General features: G+C 69.7%; 14 protein-coding genes, 2 pseudogenes and 1 riboswitch. Of the genes and pseudogenes, 3 read left to right on the plus strand and 13 right to left on the minus strand.

Features of this window, described 5'->3' with window-relative positions:
* Positions 1-908 (minus strand): annotated as a pseudogene (locus BM249_RS11795) (undecaprenyl-phosphate glucose phosphotransferase); the annotation flags it as partial.
* A gap of 237 nt (positions 909-1,145) precedes the next feature.
* On the opposite strand from BM249_RS11795, the gene BM249_RS11800 reads away from it, so the two are divergent.
* Complete coding sequence (locus BM249_RS11800) at positions 1,146-1,625, plus strand: four-helix bundle copper-binding protein (RefSeq protein ID WP_091972242.1); 480 nt, start codon at positions 1,146-1,148, stop codon at positions 1,623-1,625.
* 108 nt (positions 1,626-1,733) lie between these two features.
* Here the strand turns inward: BM249_RS11800 and BM249_RS11805 are convergent, their stop codons facing one another.
* Together BM249_RS11805 and BM249_RS11810 are read right to left on the minus strand one after the other, a co-directional pair.
* Positions 1,734-2,936, minus strand: a complete 1,203-nt coding sequence (locus tag BM249_RS11805; protein WP_091972112.1) for an acetyltransferase domain-containing protein — start codon at positions 2,934-2,936, stop codon at positions 1,734-1,736.
* Positions 2,936-5,080, minus strand: a complete 2,145-nt coding sequence (locus tag BM249_RS11810) for a TonB-dependent siderophore receptor (protein ID WP_091972113.1) — start codon at positions 5,078-5,080, stop codon at positions 2,936-2,938. The genes BM249_RS11805 and BM249_RS11810 overlap by 1 nt, the downstream gene beginning before the upstream one ends.
* 329 nt (positions 5,081-5,409) lie before the next feature.
* On the opposite strand from BM249_RS11810, the gene BM249_RS11815 reads away from it, so the two are divergent.
* The gene (locus BM249_RS11815; protein ID WP_091972115.1) at positions 5,410-7,971 is read left to right on the plus strand and encodes a hybrid sensor histidine kinase/response regulator; all 2,562 of its coding nucleotides are present in this window, start codon (positions 5,410-5,412) and stop codon (positions 7,969-7,971) included.
* Between the two features lie 33 nt (positions 7,972-8,004).
* Here BM249_RS11815 and BM249_RS11820 read toward each other — a convergent pair whose 3' ends face one another.
* From BM249_RS11820 to BM249_RS11850, 8 genes are all read right to left on the minus strand, one after another.
* Complete coding sequence (locus BM249_RS11820; RefSeq protein ID WP_091972117.1) at positions 8,005-8,493, minus strand: YidB family protein; 489 nt, start codon at positions 8,491-8,493, stop codon at positions 8,005-8,007.
* Positions 8,494-8,556: 63 nt separating this feature from the next.
* Positions 8,557-9,966: a TAXI family TRAP transporter solute-binding subunit gene (locus BM249_RS11825; RefSeq protein WP_091972244.1), complete on the minus strand. Its 1,410-nt coding sequence runs from the start codon at positions 9,964-9,966 to the stop codon at positions 8,557-8,559.
* 119 nt (positions 9,967-10,085) lie between these two features.
* Positions 10,086-10,502 carry a CsbD family protein gene (locus BM249_RS11830; protein WP_091972119.1) on the minus strand — a complete coding sequence of 139 codons (417 nt, stop codon included), beginning with the start codon at positions 10,500-10,502 and terminating at the stop codon, positions 10,086-10,088.
* Between the two features lie 73 nt (positions 10,503-10,575).
* Positions 10,576-10,779 carry a CsbD family protein gene (locus BM249_RS11835; protein ID WP_091972121.1) on the minus strand — a complete coding sequence of 68 codons (204 nt, stop codon included), beginning with the start codon at positions 10,777-10,779 and terminating at the stop codon, positions 10,576-10,578.
* 91 nt (positions 10,780-10,870) lie between these two features.
* A complete protein-coding gene (locus BM249_RS11840) occupies positions 10,871-11,779 on the minus strand; it encodes a PhnA-like protein (protein WP_091972123.1) in 909 nt (302 codons plus the stop codon).
* Positions 11,780-11,945: 166 nt separating this feature from the next.
* Entirely contained in the window at positions 11,946-12,449 is a 504-nt protein-coding gene (locus BM249_RS11845; RefSeq protein ID WP_091972126.1) for a CsbD family protein, read from the minus strand.
* A 68-nt stretch (positions 12,450-12,517) separates the two neighbouring features.
* Positions 12,518-12,679: a CsbD family protein gene (locus BM249_RS21290; protein ID WP_143103745.1), complete on the minus strand. Its 162-nt coding sequence runs from the start codon at positions 12,677-12,679 to the stop codon at positions 12,518-12,520.
* 90 nt (positions 12,680-12,769) lie between these two features.
* Positions 12,770-14,236, minus strand: coding sequence for a helix-turn-helix transcriptional regulator (locus tag BM249_RS11850; protein ID WP_091972128.1), 1,467 nt, complete (start codon positions 14,234-14,236; stop codon positions 12,770-12,772).
* A 516-nt stretch (positions 14,237-14,752) separates the two neighbouring features.
* On the opposite strand from BM249_RS11850, the pseudogene BM249_RS21975 reads away from it, so the two are divergent.
* Positions 14,753-14,944: pseudogene (locus BM249_RS21975) on the plus strand (IS481 family transposase); the annotation flags it as partial.
* 104 nt (positions 14,945-15,048) lie between these two features.
* Here BM249_RS21975 and BM249_RS11855 read toward each other — a convergent pair.
* Complete coding sequence (locus BM249_RS11855; RefSeq protein ID WP_091972246.1) at positions 15,049-17,118, minus strand: TonB-dependent receptor; 2,070 nt, start codon at positions 17,116-17,118, stop codon at positions 15,049-15,051.
* Positions 17,119-17,307: 189 nt separating this feature from the next.
* Positions 17,308-17,507: riboswitch (cobalamin riboswitch) on the minus strand.
* Positions 17,508-17,591: 84 nt separating this feature from the next.
* The gene (locus tag BM249_RS11860; RefSeq protein ID WP_244528719.1) at positions 17,592-18,113 is read right to left on the minus strand and encodes an AAA family ATPase; all 522 of its coding nucleotides are present in this window, start codon (positions 18,111-18,113) and stop codon (positions 17,592-17,594) included.
* Positions 18,114-18,133: the final 20 nt, after the last annotated feature.

Raw genomic sequence — 18,133 nt, forward strand, 5'->3', positions numbered from 1 at the left:
CAGTCGGCCATGGGGCGGTCGAACACGTCGAGCACCGGCACGGAGCCGAGGTAGGAATAGGCGCGCGGGCGCAGGCGCAGCTTCGAGGCCTGGGCCGAGAGGCGGATGTCGATGGGCAGCACCCAGAGCTTGGCGAGCATCTGGAGGATGCGATCCTCGGCGGTGACGGGAATGGTGAACACGATGAGGTCGAGGCGCGTGGCCCGGGCATAGGCGACGAGGTCGTCGACGGTTCCGAGCTTGGGGTATCCGGCCACCACGGCGTCGGAGCGCTGGTCGCCGCGATCGTCGAACACGCCGACGATGCGGATGCCCGAATCCGGTTGGGCGTCGAGGGCGCGGATGAGGTCCTCGGCGATCGCGCCGCCGCCCACGATGGCGGTGCGCCGATCGAAGCGGCCTTCCCGCGTCTGGGCCGCGATGATTCGCGACAGGGCGAAGCGCCCGGCCAGCAGGAGGCCGAGGCCGAGGCCGTACAGGGTCACGAGCCAGGACAGGCCGCATGGATCGGCGGCCCCGGACAGGGCACGATAGGCCCCCGCCGTAAGGAGCGTCGCGGTCCAGGCCAGGCCGACCCGCAGGCCCGTGCGCGGAAAGCTGCGCACGGCGTCGATCCGGTAGGCGTCCGCCATCTGGAACAGCACGACGGCCAGGACCGCGACGCTGGCGGCGGCGACCAGGTGGGAGAACGAGACAGCGGCGGCGCAGGCGGGAAACAGGGACCGGACCGCCACGCCGAGGCCGAGGATGAGGACGAACTCGCCGATCCGGACACTATCGGCGAGCACCACGGGGGAGATCGTCTCGTTCCGGCGGGCGGAGACCCGCTGCGGCGTCGGCGGGGCGACGGCCTGCCCATCCGTCCTGCTCGCCGCTTGCAGGAGATCGCGGACATCGAAGGCGGACATCGGAACCTCCAGGCTCGAGGGCGGAGTCTGCCGTCGCGGAACGGCATCGATGCCCGGCACCCTTTCACGCTCGCCTCACGGAACATTTAACGCACCGGGCGGGTGCCCCCCTGCCCCGAACCGGCGGTCGCCATCGAAAACCGGGCCGTTTCCGCGTAAGGATCGCCCGCCCGGCGGTGCGATGGATCGCGCCCCGGCCGGACGCGGCCCGTGCCGCGAGACATGGGGGACTTCGAAATGGAACGTCGGGACTTCATCACCGCATTGGGGGGCGCCACCGCGCTGGTTACGACGGCGCTCGCGGCCGCCGCACCGGCCCTGGCGCAGCAGGCGGATCACGCCCATACCCATGGTCACGATCAGGCCGGCGGCGCGCACGATCACCCGCCGCAATTCGCCGCCTTGGCGGCGGCGAGCGCGCATTGCGTCTCCACCGGGAACGATTGTCTGCGGCACTGCTTCGGCATGCTCGCCATGAACGATACGAGCATGGTCGCGTGCATGCGGTCGATCCACGACCTCGTCGCGGCCTGCGCCGCCCTGGAATCCCTCGCCGCCGTCAACTCGCCCCATACCCGAATCCTCGCGAAGGCGGTGGGCGAGATCTGCACGGCCTGCGCGGCGGAATGCGGCAAGTTCCCGGCCATCGCGGCGTGTCGGGCCTGCCAGGACTCGTGCCTCGCCTGCGCCGCGGAGTGCAAGAAGGTCGCCGCCTGATCGTGCCGGTGCTCGCATGAGGCACCGGTCGGCCCGTCCCCGCGACGGGCCGGTCACGTCCGAGCGGGTTTCGCACAAGGGCCGTCCGATTTTGCGTCGAAGACCTGCTCAGAAATAGCTGACCCAGCGCGCGGTGCTCCGGCGCTTGAAGCGGACGGCCCAGCGGCAGGCGGGATAGAGCACGAGCCCCAGGGCGAAGGCGCCGAGCCAGAGGTCGACCGGGCCGGACGCCTCGATCCGCCCGGACGGCGCGGCGAAGCCCGTCGCCTTCAGTCCCTCGTCGAGGAGCCGCAGGACGTAGAGGTGCGCGACGTAGAAGAACAGCGGCACGCCCCCGTAGGTGCGGAGCCAAGCGAGCCTGTGCGGCGGCACCGTTTCGAGGGCTGCGAGCAGCACGAGGCCGACCCCGAGGGTCGCCAGGAGGAAATCGGCCGAGGGCGGGTATTTCGTGAGGTTCAGGAACGCCATCAGGCTGGTGTCCCAGGTGGTGCCGGCCTGCCACGGCACCGGATCGCCGTAGCCGTTGAGGCCCCGCAGGATGAGGAAACCCGCCAGCGCCGCCGCGCCGAGGCCGAGGAGCCGGCGCCGCCGGGTCTGCGCCGACGCCGCGCCGACGAACCACGGCCCCAGGGCGTAGCCGGCCGCCATCACGCCGATCCAGGGCAAGACCGGATAGGAGGTGCGCGCCACCCCCCAAGGTAGGTCGATGAGGCCGCGCTGATGCAGGATCGCCCAGAGGGTGTAGCCGCCCTCCTCCGGCGTGAGCACGATGGGGGTCAGCCCGTTGTGTCCGAGCATGATCGCCAGGGCGACGCCGATCAGGGCCGGACGCGGCAGCCACAGGAGCCCCGCCAGGGCGATCATGCCGAGGCCGATGGCCCAGATCACCTGGAGGTACAGGATCGGCGGCAACGGGTTCGCGGTCCAGGCGATGTTCACCACGGTGAGTTCGAGCAGCACCAGGATCAGGCCGCGCTGGAGCAGGAACAGGGAGGTTTGGGCCCGGTCCCCGTGCCGGGCCGCGTAGAGACTGGCCGACAGGCCCGTGAGCAGGACGAAGATCGGCGCGCAGAGATGCGCCGCCGTCCGGGTCCAGAACAGGCGCGGATCCGTCGTCGTCAGATCCATGGGATCGGAAACCTGGGCGTGGACGTAGAAGAAGTCCCGCACGTGGTCGACGAGCATGAGCAGCATCACGAGGCCGCGCAGGGCGTCGATGGACGCGATGCGTGACCGCGCCGCGCCGGCGCCGGTCTCGAAGGTCTCGCCGGCCCCCCGGAGCGCCGGGGTCGGAGCGGTCGTCGCCACCATCAGAACCGCACCGAAACGGTGCCGGTGAAGCGGCGCGGCGAGCCGGGATAGACTCGCAGGGTGTTCAGGGACGAGGCGTAGTAGGTGGTGTCGAACACGTTCTCGATGTTCAGGCCGAAGCGAACGTTGTCCCAGCGGTAATAGGCCAGGGCGTCGATGGCGATGTAGCCCGGGAGCTGGAAGGCGCCGCCATTCGCGTCGCCCGCCCGTTCGCCGACGGCCCGCACGCCGCCGCCGAGGCCGAACCCCTTCCAGGGTCCCTCCTGCGCCTCGTGGATGGCGAGCAGGCTGCCCGAGTGGCGCGGCACGTTGATGAGGGGGGCCCCGACCGGCAGCACGTTGTCCTTGGTGACGACGGCGTCGGCGAAGACGTAGCCGGCCAGGATCTTCACGTCCGGCGAAAGCTGGCCCGCAGCCGTGAACTCGAAGCCCTGGCTGCGCACCGCGCCGGCGGCGATGGAGAGCGCGGTGTTGTTCGGATCGGGGGTGAGCACGTTCTGGCGCTCGACCCGGAAGGCGGCGCCCGTGAGGCTCAAGAGCCCGCCGAACAGGTCGAGCTTGGTGCCGACCTCGTAGCCGAGCCCCGTCTCCGGCGCGAACGGTCGTCCGGCCGACGAGGCGGCGGCGTCGGGGCCGATATTCGGCCGGAAGCTGGTGCCGACATTGGTGTAGAACGAGAGTTCCGGCAGCGGCTGGTAGACGAGGCCGGCCCGCGGCGTCGCGGCGAAGTAAGTCTGATCGGACCGGACGGCGGTGGTGCGCTCCCGGAACGACTGTTCGAAGAAGTCGAAGCGCGTGCCGAGCAGCGCCTTCCATTCGGACGAGAGCGCGATCTGGTCCTGGGCGTAGAGCGCCGTGTTGGTCACCCGCTCGAAACCGTTGGTCTGGAAGGCATAGGGCGGCAGAGCCCGGCCGTAGACCGGGGCGTAGATGTTGAGGGTATAGGGATTCCGCTGCAGGCTGGAACGGATCTGCTGGTAGCGGCCGTCCGTGCTCTCGCGCTCGAAGCCGAGCAGGAGGGTGTGGCCGATTCCGGCGGTGTCGAAGCGCCCGACCAACTCCGCTTGGCCGATCGCCACGTCGGCGGTGTAGTCGCGGAAGTTGCGGTCCCGTAACGCCGTGCGGTTGTCGGCCGCGAGGCGCCGCACCTCGACCGCCTCCCCGGTGAGGGAGTTGGAATTGAAATAGGTGGCCAGCCGCATCTGCCAGTCGGCATCGAAGCGGTGGTCGACGCGGATCTGCATCGAATCGCTGGACTGATTGATGCTCAGGCCGGGCTCGCCGAGGAAGCGCGAGATCGGCAGGGCTCCAAGCTGGCGGTTGATCGCCACGACGCCGCGGTCGAACACCGTGCGGTTCCGCAGGAACTCGGTCTCGACGGTGACCTTGGTGTCGGGCGTGATCTGCCAACTCACGACCGGGGCGACGAACAGCCGGTCGCCATCGACGAAATCGCGAAAGCTGTTCTGGCGTCCGGCCGCGAAATTGAAGCGATAGAGGAGCGTGCCGTCCTCGTTGAGCGCGCCGCCGGAATCGACGGTGCCGCGAAATTCCTCGAAGGATCCCCACAGTCCGCCCATCTCGACGAAACGCTCGCGCGTAGGCTGCTTGGTGATGATGTTGGCAAGGCCACCCGGGTCGCTGCGCCCGAACAGGCCGCCGCCGGGGCCTTTCAGCACCTCGATGCGCTCGACGTTCTGCGCGTCGGGCTGGGATGGGAAGCCGCGGTTGAGCGGAAACCCGTTCTTGTAGACCTCAGACGTGGTCACGCCCCGGATGGCGTAGCTGAACAGGGTCAGGCCGCCGAAGTTGTTCTGCTGCGCGACGCCCGGCGTGTAGTTCAGGACCCGGTCGACGCGGGTCGCCGCGAGGTCGGTGATGACCTCGCGCGGGGCAACGGTGACGACCTGGGGCACGTCGCGCTGTGGCACGTCGGTCTTGGTGCTGCTCACGGCCCGCGCCGCGCTGAAGCCCGGCGTCGCCCCGATGAGACCGATGCCCCCCTGCGGGACGTTCAGACCGATGCCCGTGCCCTCCACCGTCAGGGTGTCGAGGGTCACCGCCACCTCTTCGGCCTGGGCGCCGGTCGCGAGGGAGAGGGCCGTGAGGGCGGCGCCGAAGCGCAGTCCATGTTCGAGGAGCATCGTATCGCGTCTCGGGGAAGGGGCATCCGGCACGGGGCCGGGCGCCGAAGCGGAGTCTATAGCGGAATGGGGTGAAATGTTATTACGTTCAGGCTTGCTGACGAGCAACCCCGGGGCGCCCGTGTCGTGGCGACGACCCCCAGGGATTGTGGGATGCGGCTTCGGCGGCGCGGCCTCGACCCCGATGAGACCCGAACGACGCTGGAGCCTGGCCGCGTCTTGGGGCAGAAGGCGCCGATGGACCGGCCCTCCCCTTCTCCCGTCAGCGCCCTTCCACGAGGCCGGGCCCCGGTCGCCGCGCCGACGCGCCCCGGCGGGGTCGCGCGGACATGAGCGCGCGCGCCCTTCTCCGCCGTGCCGCCGCCCTGGAGGAGGAAGCCGCCCGGTTGCGCCTGCGGGCCGGCCAGGAGTCCGAGACGACGCCCCCGGGCGACGCGTCGGCCGATCCCGGCGGGGCCGTCACGGCTATGGGCGATGGTGCCGAAGCGCGCCTGCGTCGCGCCCAGGAGGCCGGCGGCATCGGCGTGTTCTCCGTCGGTATCAACGACGGCATCCTCTCCTCGACGCCGGAATTCTGCCGCCTCTACGGTCTTCCCGAGCGCGAGAGCTATCCGGCGACGGCCTTCGAGACCCTGATCATTCCGGAGGATGCCCACCTCGTCTCGACGGCGGAGAGCCGCAGGCGGGGCGAGCCGCCCCGGGACGTCGAGTATCGCATCCGCCGGCCCGATACGGGCGAGCTGCGCTGGATCGCCCGCCGGGGTGAGATCGAGCGCGATGCCGAGGGCCGTCCGGTGCGTTTCGCCGGGGTGGCGCGGGACATCACCGAGCAGCGCGCGGCCAGCGACGCCCTGGCCCATAGCGAGGCCCGTTACCGCGCCCTGTTCGAGGCCGTCGACGACGGCTTCTGCATCATCGAGTTCTTCGACGGGCCGCACGGTCCCTTGAGCGACTACGTCCACGTCGAGGCCAATCCGGGCTACGAGCGGCACACGGGCATCGCCGGCATCGTCGGGCGGACCCTGCGCGACATCGCGCCCGCCGAAGCCGAGGGCTGGCTCGAACTCTACGGCCGCGTCCTGCGCACGGGCGAGCCGATCCGGTTCGAGCGGGCGTTTCCAGCCGCCGGGCGCCACATCGAGGTGTCGGCGGCCCGGATCGAGCCGGCGAGCCGGCGCCAGGTCTCCGTGCTGTTCCGGGACATCTCGGCGCGTCGGCGCGCGGAGGATGCCCTGCGGGCCAGCGAGGCCGTGGCCCGCGAGAACATCGAGCGGGTGCAACTCGCCCTGGCCGCCGGAGCGATCATCGGCACCTGGTGCTGGGACCTCCCCACGGACCGGTTCAGCGTCGACGAGGCCTTCGCCCTGAGCTTCGGCCTCGACCCCGCCGTCGGGCGCGAGGGACTGAGCCTCGCCCAGGTGATCGAGACCGTGCATCCCGACGACCGCGCCAGTCTGACGGAGGCGATCGCGGCGGTGATCGAACGGGGCGGCGCCTACGCGCACCAGTACCGGACGCGGCGGGCGGATGGGCGCTACTACTGGCTGGAGGCCAACGGGCGTGTGGACCATGCGCCGGACGGCACGCCCCTGCGCTTTCCCGGCGTCCTCATCGACGTGGAGGAGCGCCGGGCGAGCGCGGCCGAGCGGGAGCGCGTCACCGAGCAGCTGCGCAGCCTCAACGAGACCCTGGAGCAGCGCGTCGCCGAGCGCACGGCCGAACTCATGCGCGCCGAGGAAGCCCTGCGCCAGTCGCAGAAGATGGAGGCCGTCGGCCAACTCACCGGCGGCCTCGCCCACGACTTCAACAACATGCTGGCGGGTATCGTGGGCTCCCTGGAACTGATGCAGAGCCGGATGCTCCAGGGCCGGACGGATTCCCTCGATCGCTACATCACCGCCGCGCAGGGGGCGGCCCGGCGCGCGGCGGCCCTGACCCATCGCCTCCTCGCCTTCTCCCGCCGGCAGACCCTCGCGCCGAAGCCCACGGACGTGAACCGGCTCATCGAGGGCATGGAGGAACTGGTGCGCCGCACCGTCGGGCCGGCGGTGTCCGTGGAGGTGGTCGGCGCGGCCGGTCTCTGGCCGACCCTCGTCGACCCGAGCCAGTTGGAGAACGCGCTGCTCAACCTCTGCATCAACGCCCGCGACGCCATGCCGGAGGGCGGTCGCATCGTGGTCGAGACGGGCAATCGCTGGCTCGATCCTCAGGCCGCCCGCGAGCGGGATCTGGAGCCGGGGCAGTACATCTCGCTCTGCGTCTCGGACAACGGCACCGGCATGACGCCGGACGTGGCCGCCAAGGCCTTCGATCCGTTCTTCACCACGAAGCCCATGGGCGAAGGCACGGGCCTCGGTCTCAGCATGATCTACGGTTTCGCCAAGCAGTCGGGCGGCCAGGCCCGGATCACGTCGGAGCCCGGCAGGGGCACGATGGTGTGCCTCTACCTGCCGCGTCACCTCGGCCAGGCGGAGGGCGTCGAACCGGTGCCCGACCTCTCGGAGGCGGCCCGCGCCAGGATGGGCGAGACGGTGCTGGTGGTCGACGACGAGCCGACGGTGCGGATGCTCGTCACCGAAGTGCTGGAAGACCTCGGCTATGCCGCCATCGAGGCGGCGGACGGCGCGTCCGGCCTGGCGGTGCTCCAATCGGACACCCGCATCGATCTCCTCGTCACCGATGTGGGTCTGCCGGGCGGCATGAACGGGCGGCAGATGGCGGAGGCGGCCCTGGTGTCCCGGCCCGACCTCAAGGTGCTGTTCATCACCGGCTACGCCGAGAATGCCGCTCTCAACCATGGGCATCTCGCCCCCGGCATGGAGGTCCTGGTCAAGCCGTTCGCCCTGGAAGCCCTCGCGACCCGTATCCGCGGCCTGATCGAGGCGGCGTGAGGCCGGCGCACGGGGCGCCGGCCCGAAGGAGGATCAGGCCGGACGTCGGCCGTCCGTGGCGTAGAGGTCGATGGCCGAGGGCAGTTCGCGCGACAGGCGCGACAGGAGCGCCGCGCGGCTCAGGCCCGTCTGTTGGGTGAGATGATCGAGGGTGTCGGAGCCGATGGCCCGCTCGAGGTCCGCCTCGGCGATGTCGCGGTTGGGGCCTTGGTTGACCCAGGACTTCGCCGTCTCGCCGTGGCCGCCCTGGGTGAAGTGATCGACGAGCTCGCTGAGACCGCTGGCGATGAGGCCGCCGATGCCGGCCGTGCCGACGCCGCCGAGGAGCGAACCGAGATTGAGGTTGCCGAGGCCGCCGCCGGTCCCCGAAGCCGTCGACGTCGTGTTCGGGATGGGCGGAACCGGGGACCGGGTCTCCGGTCCATGGCCCTTCAGCAATTCCGCGAGCTTGTCGCGGTTCTGGTAGCCGGCCACGGCCAGCAGGCCCAGGAGCGCCGTCATCGAGGGGTAACCCTTGCTCATCGTTCGTTCTCCATGCGCGATCGTATTGCTCGATCCGGGCGGTGATCGCCCGGGGTTTCGCCGTCAGCCCGCCGTGGCGGCTTCCGTCGATGTCATGCGTCCGGCCAGGTCGGAGGTCTCCGACGCGTAATGGCTGGCCGCGATGGTTCGCTTCACCGTGGAGCGGGCGGCGTCGATGGCGATGGCCGCGGCCGACATGGTCCGGGCCTCCGTCGGCCGCTCCAGGGCATGACGGGCGATGTCGCCCGCCAGATCGTCGATCTCCCGGGCGAGCCGTTCGAGGCGGGCCGCGTCGGTGGTGTCCTGGGCCTCCCGGCGGATCTCCAGGAGGCGATCGGTCGCTTCCTCGACCCGCTCGCGGCGCAGGCGGGACAGGCGCTGGCCGACCCAGGCCACGGCCGAACCGATGCCGCCGCCGAGGAAGGCCACGAGGTAGATCCAGGTCTCGTAGCGCTCGACGAAGCCGAGTTGCTCGCGCTCGAAGAAGTCGACGGCGCCGGGATGGATGGGCAGCCGCGCGCTCGTCGCCTCGGCCGTGCTCTCGTATTTCGGCGCCTGCATGTAATCGGCGGCGGGCGTGACGTTGGCCATGCCGCTGCGCAATTCGAACAGGTGCTGGGTCACGTCCGCCGCGACGGAGCGCGCGAGGGTGGTCCGGGCCATCAGTCGATAGGAGGCGCCCACCGTGTGGACGTCCTCGGCCGGCACCTTCGGGCTTCCCCCGAAGGTCTCGGCCGGCATGGTCACGGATTGGAGACGCGGCAGGCGCGCCACGATGGCGTCGGCGTTCTCGACATCGACGAAGGCGACCTTGCGGTTGCGGCTGAGGCCCTGGACGATGCCGACGATCCGCTGGGCGGTGGGTGAGGTCGGGGCGATCACCGACACCACGGCGTCGACGCGCTTGGCCGCAAAGGCCGCCGCGAGGTCGGCCTCCGCCATCTCCACCAGGGCGACGTGCCGAGGCGGCACCGGCCCCGGCACGTCCTTTTCGAGGAGCGTCAGGCCGTAATGCTCCACCATGGCCTTGATCAGGGTCTGGTCGGCGTCGCGGTGCGCCAGGATGGCGAGGCGCTTGCGGTCGAGGTCGGGAAAGCGGGTCAGGCCCGACGCCTCGGGCGAGGCGATGATCATGGCCTGGTCACGCAGGATCGCGAGGGTCAGGCCGTTGTCGGGCAGGGAGACGTCCGGCCGGACCACGGCGAGGTCGGCGCGCCCCTCCTGCAGGGCGGCGGCGCTGTCGCGCACGTCGTCGAGATCCAGCACCTTCAGCCGGATCTCCTTGTGGCGTTTGGCGAGGGCGTCGGCATAGGCCCGGATCAGGGCCGGCTCCGTACCGTCGCGCGGGGCGACGGCGATGGTGAGGACCGTGGCGCGGGAGACCCAGTAGGCGGCCCCCGCCGCCACGACCAACAGGACGGTGAGGAGGAGGAACACGATTTCAGGACGCAGGAGCAGTCTCGCGAACTTCATCCCCTCCGTCCAACCTCCCTTGTGCTGCGAGGCCGCCATCACGGCGGCGCCTCCGTCCTTCGGTCTCGGGTGACCCGCCCGGGCGCCGCGCCGCGAGGGACGCGGCGACGGGGTGGGGTTCAGCGGCCGGGGCGCGAGAGCCAGCCCACCGCGAACGCGATGGCGGCCAGGCCGAGCAGGGTGGCGGCGCGGTTGTCGTCGGCGTGGCGCATGGCGCGGCCACCGTAGGCTGTGCCGCGCGTGCGGGCGTGGCGGGCGAAGTCGCGGCCATCGGCGGCGAACCGTTCGGCCCGGTTGCGGCCCTCCTCGATGAGGGACCCGGCCCGATCCCGGACCTCGTGCGCGAGGTCGCGGCCGTCCTCGGCCCAATCCTCGGCCCGGTCGCGGGCGCGGCCGTAGGCGTATTGCGCGCCCCCCGCCACTTGGTTCACGGCGCCGCGCACCTGACGGGCGGGATCGCCGGTCAGGCCGCCCAGCGCGGTCTGGACCCGGCCCTTGAGATGACGGGATGCGCCGCGGATCTCGTCGCGATTCATGGAAATCTCCGTTTGGTTCTGAGGCGGTGAACCGGCCTGAGCCGGGCCACCGTTCAGCGTGGGTGGATGGCGCTCAGTGCTTGCCGGCGACCTTGTCGGCCACGGAGGCGATGCCGTCCTTGGCCTCTCCGACGGTGCGCTGGGCCTCGCCTTTGAGTTCCTGGGCCTTGCCTTCGACCACGAGGTTGTCGTTGCCCGTGGCCTTGCCGGCGGCCTGCTTGATGTTGCCGACGGCCTCGTTGGCCAGACCCTTCAGCTTGTCCGTGGTGCTGCTCATGGGACGCTCCTGTTGTCGGGGGATGAGGGCCGGTCATCATGACCGGCGCGGGTGTAATGGTTGGCCGGTCATCACCATGACCGGCCGGGGATCAGATGCGGCGGGCGTCGTACTGATCGGCCAGGGTGACGGGCTTCGGGGCTCCGAGGCGACCGCCGAAGAAGCCGGCCAGCGCGCCGAGGACGAGGGCGAGGGCTCCGTAGAACGCGCCCTGGGTGGCGGCGGACTTTGCCGTCACGGCGGCGGCCTCGGCCTTCTGCTTGGCCGTGGCGACGGCGGCGTCGTACTGCTTCTTGTAGTCCTGGATCTGGGTCTTGGCCTGGTCGACGGGGATGTTCTGGGCCTTCGCCAGGGCCTCGGCGGCGCGGTTCTCGGCTTCGGCCTTCTGGGCCGGATCACCCGTGAACAGGGCGCGGATGGCGGCGACGGCGGCGTCCTTGGCGGCCTGCGGGTCCTGGCCGGCGGCCTGGTTGCGGACCGACTGCTCGATGCCGTCGAGGGGGTTCGAGACCTTGGCGAGGGACGGGGCCGCCGCCTGGGCCGCCGTCTGCACGGTGCCGCCGACGAGGGAGCCGGCGCCGCCGAGGGTGCTGGTCACGCCCGAAAAGGCGCCGCCGATGAGGCCGCCGGCGGCGGAGGTGAGGAGGTAGAGCACCACGAGGGTGGTGACCGCCCAGGAGACGAGGCCGTGCAGGCCGGCGGCCCCCGTCACGGGCTTGCCCGAGAGGCGACCGGCGACGAAGCCGCCCGCGAGGGACGCGACGACGCCGGAGGCGACGAACCACACGCCCGCGCTGAGGGACAGGGTCGAGGCGGCCGGGTTGTCGGCGGCCGTCGTGCCGACGCTGGACAGGCCGACGCCGACGCCGACCATGTTCAGGATCACCTGGGTCACGAGGGCCGTGACGGCGCCGGCCGAGATGGCACCCCAGGACACCTGGTTCAGCAGGACGGCGCGGGTGTCGGCCGAGGCCGGGGCGATGAGGGGGGACGTGGACACGTGACGGTACTCCTGGTCGTCGGCCGAGACGTCTGATCGGCCGGAAGGCGGAAAGTTCGAGACGTCGGAAAAAAGAGGCGCGGTTCGCTTGCGTCGAACGCCGCGCGCGTTCGCCGATCCGGCGACCGCCGCGAAGGGGCGGAGGCCGGATCCGTGACGCGAACGATCAGTCGCGGCCGTGGATGAGCAGGCCGACGCCGTAGCCGAGGAGGCCGGCGATCAACAGGGCGGCGATGGGGTGCTCGCCGACCTGGTGGGACACCTCGCGGCTCCCCCGGCGAAGGGAGCGGCTGCCGTTCTCGTAGGCGTCCTCGGCATAGTCGTAGGCTTCGTCGGCGGCGTGGCGCACGGAGCGTTCGGCCCGGGTGTAGTATTGCTCGGCCGTCTCCCGGCCCTGACGGGCACGCTCGCCGGCCTCGTGCGATCCGCCGAAATCGTCCACGGCGTCGCGAACCCGTCCGCCGATGTCGCGGGCGGTCTGCGCCACGGTGTCGGCGGCGTCCCGGATCGTGTCCTTCGCCTGGCCGTAGAGGTTCTCGGCGGTCCCCTGCGCCTCCCGCGCCCGGCCCTCGACCGAGTCGCGCTTCGAGCCCGTGAGGTCGCCCAGCGCGCCCTGCACCTTGCCGCCGATCTCCTTGGCGGCACCCGTGATGCGGTCCGTATCGACCATGCTGTGTTTCCTTTTCGAACTGAGTTTGGTGGTGCGACGGATCGCCGAAGTTGAGATTTGATCTTGCGTTAAGATCTGCTCTTGAGCTTCGGCGTTCTGTCGGACTTCGGTAATTCCTGCTGTGCCCGGCCCTCGGCCTCGACTTTTCCGTCGCCGATGAGCTTGCCGATGGCCTCCTTCACGGAGCCCTTAAGCTTGTCGGCCTCGGACGAAGTCTTCTTCGCGGTCATGAGAGCTTCCTAGGCGCAGACTTTGACCTTGGGTGTCTCGTCAAATGGTGGAGATGGTCGAGGGGTCAATGGTAAAAAAGAACCGGTAAGTTAGTTTTTTTCGCCCGGCTTCGAGAGGGGGAAGCCGTTGTCGCGGCCCCAGACGATGGCGTCCGAGCGCTTGTGGACGCCGAGCTTGCGGTAGAGGGCCGCGGCATGGTTCCGGACGGTGTTGCGCGACAGGCCAAGCCGCTGGGCGATGGGCTCGTCACCGAGGCCGGAGCAGATGAGGTCGAGGATCTGACGCTCGCGCACCGTCATGCTGGGCGCGTGGCTCTCGGCGTGATCGCTTCCCGGCTGACGCAGGTTGGCGAGCTTCTCGATGAGCCCCCGGCTGAACCAGGAGGTGTCGGCCATCACGGTCTCGATGGCCTCGAACAGGTCCCGCTCCGACCGCTTGCGCTCGGTGATGTCTTGCAGGACGAGGAGCGCGAAGGTCTCATCCCCGATCTCGACCCGTTCGGCCGAGACGAGGCAGTCGAGGTTGGTGCCGTCCTCGTGGCGCAGGCACACCTCCAGGCCGAGCACGTAGCCCGTACGCGCCACGGCCGTCTCGAACCGGGTCCGGGCCGCCTCGTGGACCCAAAGGTCGACCTCGTCGGGCGTGCGTCCCACGATCGTGTCGGCGGAATAGCCGAAGACCCGGCCGAACGCCTCGTTGACGGCGGTGATCGCGAAGCCCTCGGCCCTGGCGAGCATGGTCGGCACGGGGGTCAGCCGGAAGGCCTTGGCGAAGCGTTCCTCGCTCTGGCGCAGGGCGGTCTCGGCCTTGCGGCGCAGTTCGAGGTCCGCGAAGGTGAAGAGCATGCAGGGCTCGTCGCCGAGCGCCATCGGCTGCCCGGCGACGATGACGAAGCGGGTGTCGCCGTTGGGGAGGTCGAGGCAGGCCTCCATCTGCGGAATGGTCTCGCCCGCGTTGAGCCGGGCGATGGCGAGATCGCGGCTGCGGGCGCCCGCCAGCACGTCGATCTCGTAGACGCTGCGGCCGATCACGGCGTCGCGGGTGTAGCCGGTCATCTCGAGGAAGCCGAGATTGACCTTGACGTGGCGCAGGTCGGACAGCCGGCTGATCACGGCCGGGGCCGGATTGGCGTTGAAGGTCTTCTCGAAGCGCTCCTCGGCCTCGAACTGCTCGGAGACATCCTTGAGGATGAGGGCGAGGCAGCTCGGGCTGCCGTCCCGGTCCGTGGCGACGAGGCTGCGCAGGGAATGCACGAAGGCGACGTCCGGCCTGTCGGTGCGTGTGACCTCGACGATGACGTCGTGGAAGCGCTCGCCCGAGACCACCCGCTCGATGGGATACTGGTTCGGTGTGCGGTTGTTGCGGTAGCGCAGGGCGAAGCGCTCGCGATAGGCGTCGACGGTCTGCCCGAGTTCGTCGAGATCCTCGGCGCCGTGCATGGCAAGCGCCGCCGCGTTGGCGTACGCGATGGTCTGATCGGGCTCGACGAGGATCACGCCCTCGCTGAGGCCGGCGATGATCTGCCGAAGTTCATGCCTGTCGACGCTCGCCGTCACTGTCGAACCGCCTCCCACCCCCGTCTTGACAGGGCGGTAACCTGAGCGTCGGGGGACAGTTCCGGTCGGATTTGCGCGGAACTTGGTATATCCGGATTAATGACGTGAACGTGATGAACTAGGAGAGTCTTCGTCTCGAATCCGCCGAGGATGACGCCGCACTGGAAATCGGCCGGCGCTTCTTTCGCGAGGGGGCGCTCTGTCCGACGCGATCGGATTCGACGGGGGCCTCTTTGACCAAGCCCCATGTGTTTGATCCTGCACCATGGTGGCACGTTCGAGCACCATTCTGCGAGGGATGCGCTCTGGGCCAAGTCCTTCACGAAAGCGCCCGCACGACGGAGGTGGTCCCCCGCGCGCGATCCAGCGACGGCAAGAAAGCGTGAGAGCGGCTGCCAAACGCGACGGCGTCCTCCCGCGGACGATCCGGAAGGGGCGTGATCGGAAGACGACGCCCGATGTCGCATGGGTCCGCAGGAACCACGCGCGGCCGTTCCGACGCCGGAGGAGGAGGCGAAACGCGACCACGACGACGGCCCCGACCAGCTTAGGGACCACCTCCAACTCTTCGTGGATGCCGACAACCACGCCCGCCGCCTCAGGATCGTGCGTGGCCTGACACCCTACGAGTTCATCTGTCGGACCCGGACCAAGAAGCCCGAACGTTTCGGACCCGCCCCGTCACACCGCGTTCCGGAACCCTGTACCTCGTGCTGTGACGCAATCACTTCGTTCCTGCGCCAGAGCACGAGGCTTTTGTTTTTGCATCAAGTTTCCCAGACACGGCTGAAGCCTCCGTCTGGATCGATGCACTAGAACCGACCCGCCAGGGTCAGTCTGACCGCTGTCGGTTCCACCGGATGGAAATGCCGGTCCGCGACGCCGTCCGCCGCCTCGCCGGGGAGACGGGAGGTGTAGAAGTAGGTGATCTGGTCGGCCTTGGCGTTGGTGAGGTTGAGGATGTCGAGGGACAGGCTGATTCCGTTGTCGAAATTGTAGCCGACGCGGCCGTTGAGCAGCGCGGTGGGCTTCGAGCGCACCGAGTTGTCCTCGATCAGCGGGCGTGGTCCGAAGTAGCGAAAGCGCATGGAGCCGAACCAACCGAGCCCTTCGCCGAAGGTAATCCCGGCCGACGCGATGGTGGTCGGCGCCTCGGGCACGCGGCTGCCGGCGGGGTCGCGGTCCGCGAACCGGGCGTTGGTGACCGTGAGGTCCCCTTCCAGGGAGAGCCAGGGCGTCACCGCGTAGCGGTTGGTCCACTCGACGCCGAAGCGCCGCGTGGGACGGCTCGGCTCGGTGGTGCCGCTGTCCCCCTGGAACAGGTTCTCGGAGGCGAAATCGAGTTGGAACAGCGTCACGGCCGTCTCCAAACCGCGGAGGCTGCGGTTGCGCAGGCCGATTTCCGAGCCCGTCGACGGCACCAGGAAGGGCGAGCGGGAGATGTTGAACAGCGGGCTCGCCGGGTCGACGGTGGCGGTGACGCCGCGGGCATCGTTCGAGTGGAAACCGCCGCCGTAATTGACGAACAGTTCGGTGTCGAACCAGGGTCCGAGAACGAGGCCGAGCTTCGGGTTGACGATGCTGTCCCGCGCCTTGCCGGAATTCGCCGCCGTATCGGCCACGACGTCGGCGTAATACGTATCCGCCCGGAAGCCGACGCTGGTGCGAAGCCAGTCGGTCCAGCGCAGGCGGTTCTCGTAATAGAACGCCCCGCTCGCCTCCAGGACGCGGTCGTCCAGGACGGTGGAGCGATAGCGACGGTTCGTGGTGTTGAACAGACCGACCCGGATCGAGTCCGTGCGGGTCTGGACGCCGATCTCGTTCTCCATCGGCATCCCGAATAGGTCGCCCTGGAAGGTGTGGCCGACCTCGCCGCCGCCGAGCACGCGGTTGTCGCGCTGGCGGAACTGGTCGCCGTCGACGGGATCGTTGAGGAAGTAGGTGAAGTCGTTGAACAGGTTCATCCCGTAGCGGATGATATAGGCGTTCGCCCGCGTGATCCCGGCCTCGCCCGTCCGGCTCCAGCGCCCGGAGAGCGAGAAGCGACCGGTGTCGCCGCCATCCGTGGGGTTCAGGGTGCCGTAGCGGCCGATGATGCCGTCCGCGACCGCGCGTTCGGGGATCTGGTTGGTGGCGTTCCATTTCGCCCAGTAGGCCATGCCCGTCAGGGCGAAGCCGTCGAGCGCCGTGCCCTGGCTGTAGCGGACGACGCCGTTGAGTTTGGCCAAGCGATCCGGCACGTCCCAGGGACCGTCATAGGTCTGGGCCTCGCCGGCGACCAGGAGGGTCCCTTGGCCCAGCGGCGCCGAGGCGATGGTGAGCGCCCGCTTGAAGCCGAAGGCGCCGAACGCGGTCAGGGCGACGTTGCGGTCGGTCTTGTCGAGATAGTCGATCCGCACGGAGCCGGCCGAGGCGAAGTCTCCGTCGCGGACGAAGTACGGTCCCTTGTGGAACTCCACCGCGCCCACGAGCTCGGGGATGAGGAAGTTGAGATCGGCGTAGCCCTGGCCATGGGCATGGGTGCGCATGTTCACCGGCATGCCGTCGACGGAGATGGCGATGTCGGTGCCGTGGTCGAGGTTGAACCCGCGCAGGAAGAACTGGTTGGCCTTCCCCTCGCCGGAATGTTGGGTGACGATGAGGCCAGGCACGCTCTCCAGCACCTCGCCCGGCCGGGTGATGGGGCGGCTGTTGAGGGCGGCGCCCGAGATCACGCCGGCGCTCGCGGCCTCCACGGTCCTCAAACTGCCGCCGATGCCGGTGATGCCGCCGATATATCCGGCGCTTGCGGCCGGTCCTGTCACGGCGGCGGGAGGAGCCTCGGCCGTCACCGACAGTTCGGCGAGATTGGCCTGCGCTTCCTGGGCGGCGGCGCGCCGCATCTGGGCGCCGTAGGGCACGAGGGTGGCGCAGGATGCGAGGAGGAGGGTTCGATAGGTGGGTTGTGAACGGGCGGGTGACATGAGACCTCGGGCGACGTCTGTGGCACGTCACCGCGAACGAGGCCGACCCGGATACCGAACGGCATCCGCCCCGACACCCACCAGGACACCCCGCCCGATGCGTTTCGCGTGTGACCACGACTGACGGCAGGTCTCCTGGCTCGCGGGTCACCGCCCTCTCATCGTCTTCCCAGATCTTCAAGATCCAGTGACGTGGTGATGATGGGCTCGCCGCTCACAGTTGCGGGGGCAGCCACGGCCTCGGGTTTCATCCCTCACCGCGTTCCCTTTTGATCCTCCGGGGAGGAACCGTCGGGGTCGAAGTAGCACGTGCACGCCCCTACGCGTCAACGGAGGGCGTGCAAGGGATGAGAGGTTGTACCCCGCCGGTGACACCCGGACGGTTCAGTCGCTCAGGGAGTCCGACAGGGCACGATCTCGACCTGCTCCGGCGGCAGGGTGCGCCACCAGGCGTCGGGAGCCGTGAACGCCGCGTGGGTCATCCGCAGGACCGCCTCCGACTGGCGATGCGAAGGGTCGACCCGGCCGCGTGCCGCGTTGCGCGCCTCCAGGACGTCCCAGGGTACGTCGAACACCTTCCACTCCACCGTGAGCCCGTGCCGGGCGACGATTTCAAGCTCGCCCTCGAACACGGACCGGGTGAGATGGGTATCGGCCATCACGACGCTGAAGCCGTTGCGCAATGCGGCGTCCAGGGCGGCTTCCTTGACCCGGTGCAAGACCTGCCGGGCCCCATCGTCATGGGGACCCTGCCTGAGTTCCCAATAGACCTGCCGGTCCGGGGGCCAGAGGGCCTGGCGGAGGTCGTCGAGGGTGAGGTGAACCCAACCCGCGCGGGGGTCGAAGCGGCGGGCATAGGTCGTTTTCCCCGCGCCCGGACAGCCGATGAGCCCGACTACCCTCTGGCGCCTCACGCTTCGCTCGCCGACAGGAA

This window comes from Methylobacterium gossipiicola, assembly GCF_900113485.1.
Lineage (GTDB): Bacteria > Pseudomonadota > Alphaproteobacteria > Rhizobiales > Beijerinckiaceae > Methylobacterium > Methylobacterium gossipiicola.